The sequence below is a fragment of the Sporosarcina thermotolerans genome (assembly GCF_042658975.1).
Classification (GTDB): domain Bacteria; phylum Bacillota; class Bacilli; order Bacillales_A; family Planococcaceae; genus Sporosarcina; species Sporosarcina thermotolerans.
The window spans coordinates 12,587-25,906 of sequence record NZ_JBHSRM010000017.1; the positions used below are offsets into that span (position 1 = coordinate 12,587).

The window sequence follows — 13,320 nt, forward strand, 5'->3', positions numbered from 1 at the left end:
AAAAATGTTTATCAGAACAGAAAGCTTTTCCCAATATATTCGTCTATATCCATTTGTAACTGCATTGCTTGCGATAAACATCCTTGTTTATATCGTAACAGGTTTGCCGATTCAAGCGAGTAGAGAGTTGTATTATTCGGGGGTAGGGATCAATTACCTGATTTCGGATGGTGAATGGTGGCGACTTATTACGCCGATGTTTTTACATGCAGGATTAATGCATCTTCTATTCAATATGTTCTCATTGTTCATCTTCGGTCCGGAGCTTGAACGGGTTGCAGGCAAGGCGAGATTCTTGACGATTTATCTTTTAGCTGGGCTTTTTGCAAATGTGGCCTCTTTCTTTCTTGGTGGATGGGATTTCTCCCATGTAGGGGCGAGCGGCGCGATTTTCGGTATTTTCGGTGCGTTTGGGGCTCTTGTGTATTATACGAAAAAGGCATTCCCACAGCTGCGCCAAATCATTTTACCGATTATCGTTATTAGCGTCATCATGACGTTCCTTCAACCTGGTGTCAATGTTATCGGACATATTGCGGGTCTGATTGTTGGGTTTATTATCGGGTTAAGTTACTTTCATCCAAAGAGGATTATTAGTTGGCGATAACAAAAGCGGAGGGCGGCCGCTTAGAGGCGACAGGCATAAGGCAAAGATGCGGAGTGGCGGTTTTTGCCACAGAGCTGCTTTGACTTATGACCCCGAGCCAATCGAACAGCGAAGGGTTCGATTTGCCGTATTTCTGCGGTTTTGCAGAAATTAAGGCACATTCCTGCCGCCCGGAGCTGGATGATAACAAAAGCCTGCGAGGTCATCGCAGGCCTTTTTCTACTTCATCTTCGTCGAATGAAAACGGATCTGGCCTCTTACCCTTCTCGTACCAATCCAAAATCATCTCTGCATCCTCAACATCCATGTGCTGAACAGTGGCTTGGTAGCTGCCCATGCCGGATTTCACATTAACTAAAATAGTCGCGACCCCTTTACGTCGATGGAAGTAGCTTTGTTTCATCTCCATTGACTGTATCCTTTTTTTCATCGTGTAGGCTGTCTGCAAGCTAAACGCTCTGAAACGCATAATCAGTTGATGATCAACAATTTCATATGCCGCGGAACGATGTTGCCATATACCGTACGCTACGATGACAGGTATGATAGTTAGTGAAAATAGTCCATAAGGGAAAAAGAAATAAATTAGTGCCCCGATTACAGGTAACATCCACAGGAAATCGATACGGTAATAATAAGGACGTCCTTTTGATGTTGGCTTTTTTGAGGGTTCTTCTAAATATAATTCAGGGAAGATTTCGCTTAAATATGTTTCCACTTCACTTCTTTTGACGAGTGGGAATAAATTAATCCTAGAGCTTTCTCCAACTCCCCCACCCGCACTATGAATTTTCACGGAAGCATAACCGAATACTTTCCGGAATGGGTTTTCGATGAGAACTACGCTTTGGATCCGTTTCAACGGGACGGTCACCCTTTTCTTCTCGAGTAAGCCTCTTGTAATGATTATATCTTCCTTGTCCAAGGAAACTGTGAAATTATAATGGGAAAGGAAGGTCATCCCTACGGATAAAATCCAAACACCAAACAATCCAAGAAACACTGCTATCGCGACGATTAATACACCAAATTTGATAAATGCGGAAATCTCCTCATACATCCATTCAAACGGTATTAGATCCGCGAATTGGGACATAAAGATGGCGACCCCCGATAGAATGACCCCTATACCGCCTGATGTCGTTGCGAGTATCAATAAATCTTTTGTCGACATCGAGAAGATCTTTCGCAGTGAAACCGTCTCTTCAACTGGAACTTCCCAACTGTCATCAGCAAGAAGAGTCTCTTCCCCTTCAACAACCGGTTTTTCCTTTTTCCGTTTTTTTGCCTCTGCAAGCTCGATTTTAATCCGTTCAGCGGCTACCTTCGTAATGGCAGTCAATTCACCTTCCGCCTTCTTCATCGAGGAACCACCCGCTGTTTCCACCTTCACCTTGACAAGCCCAAACGGTCTGTGGAAAATCCCTTCAGTATAATCAAGGCTTTGAATTCTATCAAAAGGGATATAACGTTTCTTTTTGACGAATAAACCCGATTCAATCCGAAGCTCGTCATCTTCGAACCAATACTCGAATCGTTTCCACTTAATAATTCCACTTACGAATAAACTTATGATCAATACTCCAAAGATGATAAAAGACAAATACTCAAAATACCACGGTCCCGTTCCTCCGCCTTTCCAGCCATTCGCGAATACAAGGACGACCAGGGGAAGAATTGCCTCTTTCATCGTTTTTAACATTTCAATAATAGCAGTTATCCAATGTAATTTATAACGTTGTTGTTCAGACATCATCTTCCGCCACCCTTGCAAGTACCGAAATCCTTCCACGTAGTTCATCCGCTTCCGCCATTATCAATGCAGGAATTGTATGAACTGTGGCAGCTGTAGAAATCGAGATTTCCGCCAGCCCATATTTCCTTAGAATCGGTCCTTGTGATGTATCGACATGCTGGACCCGCACCATCGGGATCAACGTTCGTTTTACGATGAATATCCCATGTTGCAACTCAATTTCAGAGTCCCTCACCTCATAACGCCACCGCATCCATCGGACTTTCGGGAATAAAATAATAAGTAAATAACCGATTATCAAGAGAAGCACGGTTTCAACAGCATAAATCCACCACGGCCCCTCCAAAAAATAGGTAAGCACTCCGCCGCCAATTGCTAACACCGCAAGGATAATCGTTTGAATCATGCCATACAATCTCCATACTCTTAAACCTTTTTTTGAAATCCGATTAGCCGGTTGAGATCTCATTCCCCAAACACCTCTTTCTATCTTCCTATTTTATACGTTCATCTTACGAAAATGTTTCATTTAAAGAAAAAAACCTCCGAAGATGATGGTTCATCAACGGAGGTTTTGTTTTATTATCTATCAGATTTGCCTTTTGAACGATCTCTGCGGCCATCGCGATCACGGTTACTACTACTACTACTACGGCGTGATCCACCGCCGCCACCATATCCACGTCCGCCCCCAAATGAACGTCCGCCGCCACGGCTGCCTTTGTAGCCGCCACGGTCACGGGATTGCGTTTTGCGTGAAGGCAATGGGCGCTCTTCCGTGATTTTCACAGGTGTGTCATCCGGTTCTTTTGTTAATGATCTAATTGCGGCTGCAACGATTGTTTTCGCATCATGCTTCTCAAGAAGTTCAGATGCAAGAGGCAAGTAATCGTTCAACTCGTTTTTCGCAATGATTTCTTCCAACTGTTCCATTGCAAGGCGTTGTTGACCAACTAATGCTTCATCCTCAGTCGGCGGCTCTAATGGAGTCATCCGCTTTTTAGTCGTTTCTTCAACAACACGGAGATAACTCATTTCACGTGGAGTTACGAATGTAACTGCGACACCACTTTTTCCTGCGCGTCCTGTACGTCCGATACGGTGTACATAGCTTTCAGGGTCTTGTGGAATATCGAAGTTGTATACATGCGAAACACCTGAAATATCCAATCCACGTGCTGCAACGTCTGTTGCGACAAGGATATCGATTTTATTTTCCTTAAATTGGCGAAGAACTGACATACGCTTCGCTTGCGTCAAGTCGCCGTGGATTCCTTCAGCAAGGTATCCGCGGATGCTTAATGCGTGAGAAAGTTCATCAACACGGCGCTTTGTACGTCCGAAGATGATTGCAAGTTCAGGTTGGTGAACGTTCAATAAGCGTGAAAGGACATCGAATTTTTCTCTTTCTTGCGCTTTTACGAAGAATTGGTCGATGTTTTCAACTGTCATTTCTTTTGATTTGATCTTCACCATTTCCGGCTCTTTCATGAATGTTTCCGCAATCTTACGGATTGCAGGAGGCATTGTTGCAGAAAACAGAAGTGTTTGGCGTTCTGCTGGTACGGCTGCCAAAATTGTGTTGATGTCTTCGATGAAGCCCATGTTCAACATTTCATCTGCTTCGTCAAGAACAAGCGTCTGTACATTGTTTAATTTCAATGTTCTACGGTTGATATGGTCAAGGATTCGTCCCGGAGTTCCGACAACAATTTGTGGATTGTTGCGTAAAGCTCGAATTTGTCGTCCGATTTCTTGGCCGCCGTACACAGTCAATACACGTGCGCGCCTTCCGTAACCGATTTTATAGATTTCCTCGGATACTTGGATTGCCAATTCACGTGTCGGTGCGATAACAAGGGCTTGCACTGATGGGTTGTTCACATCGATTTTTTCGATCATAGGAATCCCGAATGCAGCTGTTTTACCTGTACCTGTCTGCGCTTGACCGATTACATCACGGCCTTCCATGCCGTATGTGATCGTGCCTTCTTGAATCGGTGTTGCTTCTTCAAATCCCATGCGCAGCAATGCATTTTGTGTGGATTCGCTGATGTTAAGTTCTGAAAATTTCGTCAAACTTCTCAATCTCCTTTGATTTCTTCATTTAGCAATTGGTTACATTTGCAAATGAAAGCACGGCAAATTCGAGCCTTAAACTTCTATGGGAACGTTTCCGATATTTTATGATTCTCTGTAGTGGGCAAAAGTTCAAAGGGGCTTGAACTTCTAAATTTCAGAGGCAATAGTGAAAAGGAAAGCTGGTCTTTGCCGACGGTTTATTTTTAAAAACGGGCAAGTGACTATAAACCGTTTTATTCAAAAAAAAGTACTCTTCGCCACCGGAAGAGTCTCGTGTAAATGTATCCAATACTCATAGTAGTTTATCACGGTCGAGAACTATCCGCAATCAATCCGCATTATAAAGTAATAATCAGATTTCGCTTTGATCTTTTCTCATGAATTCATAAACCTGCGGAAACCATTCACGGCAATCATCGCTATAGCAAATATGATGCTTCCCTTTTTCCGAAACAATCAATTGCTTTTGCACGGAGCCAAGGGAGCGCAGCAAATGTTCTCCAGTGGAAAATGGAACGATACCATCTCTTTTCCCTTGAACCACACAGACAGGTGTTGAAATGTTACCGTAATACGGCTCCACCATTTTGACGACACGTAAAAACTCTTTCATCGCGTGTAGAGGGGTGTTTCGTAATTTATAATCATACAAATGATAGAACGTGTTCGGAGGATAGTTTTTCGTCACCGAGTCCGACATCATAATTGCCATGTCCTCAAGAAGGATCCGCGGACTGATGTACTTAGCCGCGGCACTCAGCAATACAAGCTTATCAATCGGGTAGCGCAAGGCTAAATATAATGCAATAATCCCGCCCATCGAAAAGCCGACAACTATGACCCGGTCAACCTCTTTCCTCAATCGATTCAGGCTTAGCTCAGCCTCCATCATCCAAGCTTCCGCTGATGATTTGCCCAAATCCATCGGGAAGTCGTGCCCTGGCAAGACCGGTGTAGTAATGATCCAGTCCGTCTTCTTCTTCAAATAGTCGATGAGAGGACGGACTTCAAATGGACCACCTGTAAATCCGTGAAGAAACAATACGCCCGTTTTCACGCTTCCATTACGCCGTTCATGATTTTTTCAAGGGCCATGCCTCTTGACCCTTTCAATAAAATGATGGAATCTTTGTCGCTATAAGCCAGAAGCTCTTGAATAAGTGGTTCGTAATTGTCTTCCGACCAAATAATTTCAGATCCGTTCCCAGTTTTCTTCAGCTCATCGTAAAGCCATTTCATTCGCGGTCCAAATAATAGGATCCCCTTCAATTGTATTTTGTTGAGCTGATGAGCAATCGATTCATGGTAAGTCCGTTCATTATCACCAAGTTCCAACATATCTCCCAATACAGCCCATTTTTCTTTTCGAAGTCCAGTCTCACGCAAGAATGAAAGTGCAGCATTCATCGATGTCGGAGCGGCGTTGAAGGCATCATTGATAAATAAGGCACCGCTTTTTGAAATGACGGGCTGCATCCTCATATCTGTAAGACTCGCGTCTAATAGTGCAGAACGAATTTCTTCTTGACTCAGCCCCAATTCATCAGCGATCAAAATTGCAGTTAGTGAGTTTTTCACTTGATGGGCACCGAAGACGGGAATCGTAAAGTCACCTTCCACTATTCCGGTAACTTTATAATTACTTCCTTCATCACCTGATTCCATCTTCACAAGCTTTAGATCTGCCGTTTCCGAATAACCAAATGATACTGTCTGTAGGCCGGGATGCAATCCGACAAGATTCCTCAGTAGCGGCTCATCTCCGTCATAGAAAAGCTTTCCGTCATCCTTCAATCCATCGATGATTTCAAATTTAGCCTTTGCAATCCCTTCACGCGAGCCAAGATTCTGCATATGTGCTTCTCCGATATTCGAAATGACTGCGAAATGCGGTTTTGCCACTTCCGATAAGAAGGAAATTTCACCGAAATCGCTCATCCCCATCTCAAGGACAGCGATATCCGTATCGTCTTCAAGTGTCAAAATCGTTAAAGGCAATCCTAACTGATTATTGAAGTTCCCTTCTGTTTTACGGACTTTAAAATGTGGTGCCAATACACTCGTGATTAAATCTTTAGTCGATGTCTTCCCGTTTGATCCTGTGACACCGATAAATTTGCATGTTAGTTCATTACGATAGGCGCGCGCCAGCTGCTGAAGTGCCAGCTCAGAATCATCAACAAAAATGAGTGGCAAATCTGCGGGTGCTCCCGGTTCATCTTTCAGCCAAAGAGAAGCAGCCGCCCCTTTATCGAAGGCCTGTTGGACATATTGGTGTCCATTCACCTGTTCTCCACGGAACGGGATGAATAAGTCGCCTTTCGACAATGTCCGCGTATCAATCGAAGCCCCTGTAACAATTGTATTTTCCATATTCTGACCGTCAGCTTTCAGCCATCCTGCAAGTTCAGTCAATTGTCTTTTCACAATCTATCACACTCAATCCATTGTATATTGTATCTGTTTCTTTTCTTCATGACGTTCCAATGCAAGCTCAATCAGTTGATCAATCAATTCCGGATACGATATGCCCGCGTGTTGCCATAATAATGGGAACATGCTTGTCGGAGTGAAGCCTGGCATTGTATTTACTTCATTAATAAGTACTTCATCCCGATCCGTTACAAAGAAGTCGGCGCGAACGAGTCCTGAGCAATCAAGGACTTTGAATGCACGGATTGCCATATCCTTCAATGTTGTTTCGACAACATTCGTAACAGGTGCAGGGATAAGCAATTCCGTATTGCCATCCTGGTACTTCGCTTCATAATCATAGAACGCAGCAACAGGTTTAATCTCCCCAAGGACCGAACATTTCGGATCATCGTTACCAAGAACGGCGACTTCAATTTCACGCGCTGTGACTCCTTGCTCAACAATAATTTTACGGTCGAATTTTAAGGCGAACTCAACCGCTGCAAGTAGGCTTTCATGATCGACAGCCTTACTAATCCCGACACTTGAACCTAAATTGGCAGGCTTTACGAACATCGGAAATGTCAATTCGCTCTCCATTTTTTTAATCCAGTGCACTTGGTCTTTCTTCCATTCCGAACGGATAAAATGGACGTAAGGAACTTGCTTTAATCCGACATGGGCGAAAAGTTGTTTCATGACGACCTTATCCATACCGGCTGAAGATGCAAGTACACCATTCCCCGCGTATGGAATGTTCATCACCTCAAAAAGTCCTTGAACCGTTCCGTCTTCCCCATTCGTACCATGCAATAGTGGGAGGATGATATCCGGCGTTTCATTTCCATTTAAAAAACTATCGATGCAATCCGGCTTTTCTACATCCTTTTTAAAACGCAGTTGGTCAATAGATTCCACGGGTGCAAGAAGCGGCTCCCCTTTCCTCCATTCGCCTTTATATGTTATATAGACAGGTATTACTTCGTATTTTTCAAAGTCAATTGCATTTGTCACTGCTCTGGCAGTAGATAGGGATACTTCATGCTCCGCGGATTTCCCACCGTACACAATACCCAATTTCTTTTTCATAAATCTCCCTCACTAACCGTTAGATTTCGTTATTATAGTTTACCACGAAAACAGTAAACCGATTAAAAAAACACATAATCCAGAAGGACCTTTTTCTATCTGGAACTTACTACACTGCCGTACGTCCTTTGAAGAACATGATTTAGTCTGCTCGATACGTTATACTTTATATATAACTTTGGTAGTTAAACAGAAAAAGTAATTTCTTTCGGTTTACAAAATAGGCCTCTGACCGTTTCGCCACTTTACGAAGGCTGCACCACTTGAGTTGATAGATCCTATTAGTATATATGTATGCACGGGCGTTTGCCGAGTCAACATTTTACAATTAAATAATGCGTGCAAATGAGCAATTTTCCGTTATACTTAATTCTGGTTTTCAAGCAAATAAATTAAAATATAAGGTGAACTTAGTGAAAATAGATAAAAAACCCGTAGATCGTTTCGATTGGCCACTGGCATTCATTCTTCTTCTGTTTGGTACTATAAGCATTATCGCCATCTCTTCTGCTCAAACAACGGGACAATACAATATAAACTTCATCCCATCCCAAATTCAATGGTATGTCATAGGTTCAATTATTATTGCAATGACGATGTATTTGGAGCCGGAGCAATACAAGAAAGCGGCATGGATCATCTATGGCGGTGGTATACTCCTATTGGCAATACTCTACATTTTGCCTGAAAGCATGGAGCTTGTACACCGTCGAAACGGGGCAAAGAGCTGGTTTCACCTCCCAGGCATCGGGAGCATCCAGCCAGCCGAATTCATGAAGACATTTTTCATCATCGGCATGGCACGCACAATCACAAAACACCATGAGCGGTATTTGGAAAAGACATTGCAATCGGATTTTCTATTACTTGGCAAAATCGGCGCAGTTTTTATAATTCCATTTATCTTCATCATGTTGCAACCTGACTTGGGAACAGGACTCGTTTTCATCGCCATTACTGTTGCTTTGATCATTGTTGCCGGCATTACATGGAAGATCATTCTTCCGATTTTTGTCGGGGCCGCAACTCTTGGTCTAACCCTACTCTGGATGGCACTATACGCCCAGGAATTTTTGGCGAAGTTTGGATTCAAACCTTATCACTTCGAGCGGATTTACTCGTGGATTGACCCCTACTCGTATGCATCCAATGAAGGCCGTCATCTTATTACATCTTTGAATGCGATCGGGTCAGGAGAAGTTTTTGGTAAAGGATTCAAAGGGCGAGAAGTATACGTTGCAGAAAGTCATACCGATTTCATTTTCAGCGTAATTGGCGAGGATTGGGGATTTATCGGAGCAAGTCTCGTCATTTGTCTCTACTTCTTCCTGATTTATCATATGACCAAAATTACACTTGAACTGAAAGATCCATTCAGCACATATATTTGCGCAGGCATCATCGCGATGATTACATTCCATGTATTCGAAAATATCGGCATGACGACACAACTTCTGCCAATCACAGGTATCCCATTGCCGTTCATCAGTTACGGGGGTAGTTCGTTGATGGGTAACATGCTCGCAATCGGACTTGTGTTCAGTATGAAGTTCCATCATAGGACGTATATGTTTAGTTCCGATGATGACGAATAACGAAAAGCGGAAACGACCGGTTAGGCCCGACAGGCATAAGATGGATTGACGAAGCGGCGCTCTTTGCCGCACAGTCAATACGGCTTATGACCCGAGGGCCTGGTCGTTGCAGCTGGACATCGAAAAGCGGAAGGCGCCTGCTTAGATGCGACAGGCATAAGGCGAAGATGCAGAGTGGCGGTCTTTGCCACGCAGCGGCTTTGACTTATGACCCGAGCATCTGGCGCCTGCAGCTGGACAATAACGCCACAAAAAAATCTCCCGCATAGCAAGTATGCGGGAGATTTTTGTTATGACTGTATTTGCGGGTCATTTGCAGGTGGCGCGAGGGCTTTCAGCATTTCCAAACGGGATTTCGTAGCTGTTGCCGAAACACCCAACTTCGCCAAGTTGGAGATGATTTTTTTCAAATCAACTTTTTCTTTCGCCATCTTTTCCACCTCGACCTTTCTATATAATGTTGACGTGTCGTTGCTTTGGTAAGTTTCATCAACATGAAATTCATGCCAATTATCATCTATACACATCATACCACTCCTGTCCACTTTTAAATCTTTCAATTATGTTACAGATTGTTCGCTTTTTGTAAATACTTTATACATGTATTGAAAATAAAGCTTGCTTCACACTAATTTCACAAAAAATAGTCATCTATTTGACATACCCTACGCGGGTACCGTAATATGAATATAGAAGGAGGCGGTACATTGACTAAGGACTTGATAAATGATGTGGCTGACGAGCAATCTGAACCTTCTTGCGGAAAAAGGAAAAGCCATCATCCTGAAAGTGTTAAGACGAATATGGTCCACCGGTTAAATCGGATTGAGGGCCAAATTCGCGGCATTAAGGGAATGATTGAAGCGGATACTTACTGTGATGATATCATTACACAATTATCGGCCACCCAATCGGCTTTAAATAGCGTCGCAAGAATACTGTTGGACGGTCATTTGAAAGGCTGTGTCAAAGATCGGCTCGCTGAAGGTGATGATGAAGTGCTTGAAGAACTGAGCGTTACCATCTCAAAATTAATGCGAAAATAAGGAGGAACAAATCATGGCAGATAAAGCAGTTTTAAATGTTAAAGGCATGTCTTGCGGACATTGCGTAAAGGCAGTAGAAGAAAGTGTCGGCAAAATGGCTGGAGTAAATGCAGTTAGCGTCGATTTAAAAGCAGCTACTGTTGCTGTTGATTTTGAAAGCTCCCAAACAAGTGTGCAACATATTACTGAAACAATTGAAGATCAAGGATATGACGTTGTCTAACTGCGGATTTCCGCAGTTTCTTTTGGAATTTTATATACCCCCCGAGGGTAATAAATAATAAAGAAGGTGCATTGAAATGAGTGAAGTGAAAAGGGATATTTCCATTACCGGTATGACATGCGCCGCTTGTGCTAATCGTGTAGAGAAAGGTCTACAACGAATGGACGGCATTGGCTCTGCGACTGTGAACTTCGCCACCGAAAAGGCAGCCGTTTCATTTGATAATGAAAAGGTTGATATCCAAGCAATCCAGGAAAAAATAAAATCATTAGGATATGACACTGTCAAAGAAGAGGCAGACTTACAAATTTCCGGAATGACATGCGCCGCGTGTTCCGCACGAATCGAAAAAGGATTATCGCGCATGGAAGGTGTCCAGTTAGCGACTGTCAACTTAGCGCTTGAAACAGGGAAAGTTGAATATGACCCTTCTGTCATCAACCCTTCCGACCTGATTGCCAAGATTAAAAACATGGGGTATGACGCTGAATTAAAAAGCGAAATTCCTGAAGGTACCGAAGATCATCGTCAGAAAGAGATCCGACATAAAACAAGGCTGTTTTATATTTCTGCGGCTCTCTCCTTCCCGCTTCTTTGGACGATGTTCTCTCATTTTTCATTCACATCATGGATGCCTGTTCCTGCTTGGCTGATGAACCCGTATGTGCAATGGTTACTTGCGACACCGGTTCAATTCGTCATTGGTTGGATGTTTTACAAAGGGGCTTTCTATGCCCTTCGCAATAAAAGCGCAAATATGGATGTCCTCGTTGCACTCGGAACGTCCGCCGCTTATTTCTATTCGGTCTATCTAGTATTGATCGGTTCCGATCACGGACTTTATTTCGAAACAAGTGCTGTATTAATTACGCTTATTTTACTTGGTAAAGTATTTGAAGCACGTGCAAAAGGACGTTCTTCGGATGCCATTAAGAAATTGATGGGCTTGCAGCCTACAATGGCGATTGTTGAAAAAGACGGCGAGATTACTGAAATCCCAATTGGTGACGTCCAAATCGGAGATGTCCTTGTCATTCGCCCTGGCTCATCCATTCCTGTTGATGCCGAAGTGATTGCTGGGGAATCTGCAGTTGATGAGTCTATGTTGACCGGTGAAAGTTTACCAGTCGATAAAAAGGTCGGTGACGATGTATTTGCGGCCACCGTGAATTCAAATGGTTCTTTACGAGTCCGTGCGAAGAAAATCGGCAAGGACACTGTACTTTCGAACATCATCCGCGTCGTGGAAGAGGCACAAGGTTCGAAAGCCCCTATCCAGCGGCTCGCTGATCAGATTTCCGGTATTTTCGTACCCATCGTTGTAGGCATAGCCGTTGTTACATTTTTGATATGGTATTTCATCGCTTCACCAGGCAATTTTGCGGAAGCATTAACTGCTATGATTGCTGTTCTCGTTATCGCCTGTCCTTGTGCCCTTGGACTTGCAACTCCAACTTCGATTATGGCAGGATCAGGACGTGCAGCGGAGCAAGGGGTTTTATTCAAAACTGCTGAAGCGATGGAGCAGACAAAAGCGGTCGACACGGTCGTGTTGGATAAGACCGGAACGATTACAAAAGGCATTCCTGAAGTGACAGATTTTCTTGTCTCTGAAGACGCAGATCGACAACAACTAATAGCCTATGCAGCTGCAGCGGAAAGTGATTCTGAGCATCCAGTTGCAAAGGCAATTACATCATTTGGTTTGAATGAAGTTGAAAAACTGCCTGCTGATGAGCAATTTGAGGCGATTCCAGGACACGGCATTCGAAGTGTTATCGAAGGTTCGACCGTTTTAATGGGTACGCGGAAATTGCTTGCTGATCAAGGTATTGATCTAAATGTGGATATAGCCGAAGTTGAAAAACTCGAAAACGAAGGAAAGACAGTCATGTATATGGCAGTGGATGGCAAGCATGTAGCGACGATCGCAGTAGCTGATACTTTGAAAGAGACATCCAAACAAGCGATTCTTGAACTTCGCGATATGGGTCTTGACGTCATCATGCTTACTGGCGACCAGGAACGAACTGCGAAAGCGATTGCGGCGGAGGCCGGAATTGACCATGTTATTGCTGGTGTCCTGCCGGAACGCAAAGCTGAAGTCGTCGCTTCGCTTCAGGCGGAAGGAAAGCGTGTAGCTATGGTCGGTGACGGCATTAACGATGCACCTGCTTTGGCTGTTGCCGACATTGGAATGGCAATGGGAACAGGAACTGCGGTTGCAATGGAGGCTGCGGATGTTACATTGATGCACGGTGATTTGTTACGTGTAGCTGATACGATCCGCATGAGCCGGTTGACTGTACGCAATATTAAGCAAAACCTGTTTTGGGCGCTCGCCTATAACACGGTCGGCATCCCGATTGCCGCAGTGGGCTTCCTCGCACCATGGGTTGCAGGAGCAGCAATGGCTTTCAGTTCGGTGTCAGTTGTGTTGAATGCATTGCGTTTGCAAAGAGTGAAGTTGAGATAAGTGTGTGTATCGTACGCCCCCTTTGCCACGA

General features: G+C 43.8%; 12 protein-coding genes. 5 read left to right on the forward strand and 7 right to left on the reverse strand.

Translation table 11 applies throughout. The annotated features are described in order from the left end of the window. Positions 1-4 precede the first annotated feature (4 nt). The gene (locus ACFPZG_RS13955) at positions 5-607 is read left to right on the forward strand and encodes a rhomboid family intramembrane serine protease (RefSeq protein ID WP_283733825.1); all 603 of its coding nucleotides are present in this window, start codon (positions 5-7) and stop codon (positions 605-607) included. Positions 608-809: 202 nt separating this feature from the next. Here ACFPZG_RS13955 and ACFPZG_RS13960 read toward each other — a convergent pair whose 3' ends face one another. From ACFPZG_RS13960 to ACFPZG_RS13985, 6 genes are all read right to left on the reverse strand, one after another. After that, positions 810-2,360: a PH domain-containing protein gene (locus ACFPZG_RS13960; RefSeq protein ID WP_317941087.1), complete on the reverse strand. Its 1,551-nt coding sequence runs from the start codon at positions 2,358-2,360 to the stop codon at positions 810-812. Beyond that, the gene (locus tag ACFPZG_RS13965; protein ID WP_283733822.1) at positions 2,353-2,832 is read right to left on the reverse strand and encodes a PH domain-containing protein; all 480 of its coding nucleotides are present in this window, start codon (positions 2,830-2,832) and stop codon (positions 2,353-2,355) included. The genes ACFPZG_RS13960 and ACFPZG_RS13965 overlap by 8 nt, the downstream gene beginning before the upstream one ends. Positions 2,833-2,945: 113 nt before the next feature. After that, complete coding sequence (locus tag ACFPZG_RS13970) at positions 2,946-4,442, reverse strand: DEAD/DEAH box helicase (RefSeq protein ID WP_283733821.1); 1,497 nt, start codon at positions 4,440-4,442, stop codon at positions 2,946-2,948. A 355-nt stretch (positions 4,443-4,797) separates the two neighbouring features. After that, positions 4,798-5,502 carry an alpha/beta hydrolase gene (locus ACFPZG_RS13975; RefSeq protein ID WP_283733820.1) on the reverse strand — a complete coding sequence of 235 codons (705 nt, stop codon included), beginning with the start codon at positions 5,500-5,502 and terminating at the stop codon, positions 4,798-4,800. Further along, positions 5,499-6,872 (reverse strand): UDP-N-acetylmuramoyl-tripeptide--D-alanyl-D-alanine ligase, encoded by a 1,374-nt coding sequence (locus ACFPZG_RS13980; protein ID WP_283733819.1) that lies wholly within the window; start codon positions 6,870-6,872, stop codon positions 5,499-5,501. The genes ACFPZG_RS13975 and ACFPZG_RS13980 overlap by 4 nt, the downstream gene beginning before the upstream one ends. 12 nt (positions 6,873-6,884) lie before the next feature. Beyond that, the gene (locus ACFPZG_RS13985) at positions 6,885-7,949 is read right to left on the reverse strand and encodes a D-alanine--D-alanine ligase (RefSeq protein WP_317941086.1); all 1,065 of its coding nucleotides are present in this window, start codon (positions 7,947-7,949) and stop codon (positions 6,885-6,887) included. Positions 7,950-8,362: 413 nt separating this feature from the next. Between ACFPZG_RS13985 and ACFPZG_RS13990 the strand changes: the two genes are divergently transcribed. Further along, entirely contained in the window at positions 8,363-9,544 is a 1,182-nt protein-coding gene (locus ACFPZG_RS13990) for an FtsW/RodA/SpoVE family cell cycle protein (RefSeq protein WP_283733818.1), read from the forward strand. 290 nt (positions 9,545-9,834) lie between these two features. Here the strand turns inward: ACFPZG_RS13990 and ACFPZG_RS13995 are convergent, their stop codons facing one another. After that, on the reverse strand, positions 9,835-9,975 hold the full coding sequence (locus ACFPZG_RS13995; protein ID WP_283733817.1) for an Lmo0850 family protein: 141 nt from the start codon (positions 9,973-9,975) through the stop codon (positions 9,835-9,837). A gap of 372 nt (positions 9,976-10,347) precedes the next feature. Here ACFPZG_RS13995 and ACFPZG_RS14000 point away from each other — a divergent pair, with 372 nt between their 5' ends. The 3 genes from ACFPZG_RS14000 to ACFPZG_RS14010 all read left to right on the forward strand — a co-directional run bounded on the left by ACFPZG_RS14000 (position 10,348) and on the right by ACFPZG_RS14010 (position 13,289). After that, positions 10,348-10,590 (forward strand): metal-sensitive transcriptional regulator, encoded by a 243-nt coding sequence (locus ACFPZG_RS14000; RefSeq protein WP_283734573.1) that lies wholly within the window; start codon positions 10,348-10,350, stop codon positions 10,588-10,590. 13 nt (positions 10,591-10,603) lie between these two features. Then, positions 10,604-10,813, forward strand: coding sequence for a copper chaperone CopZ (gene copZ, locus ACFPZG_RS14005; RefSeq protein WP_283733816.1), 210 nt, complete (start codon positions 10,604-10,606; stop codon positions 10,811-10,813). Between the two features lie 76 nt (positions 10,814-10,889). Continuing rightward, complete coding sequence (locus tag ACFPZG_RS14010) at positions 10,890-13,289, forward strand: heavy metal translocating P-type ATPase (protein ID WP_317941085.1); 2,400 nt, start codon at positions 10,890-10,892, stop codon at positions 13,287-13,289. Positions 13,290-13,320 lie beyond the last annotated feature (31 nt).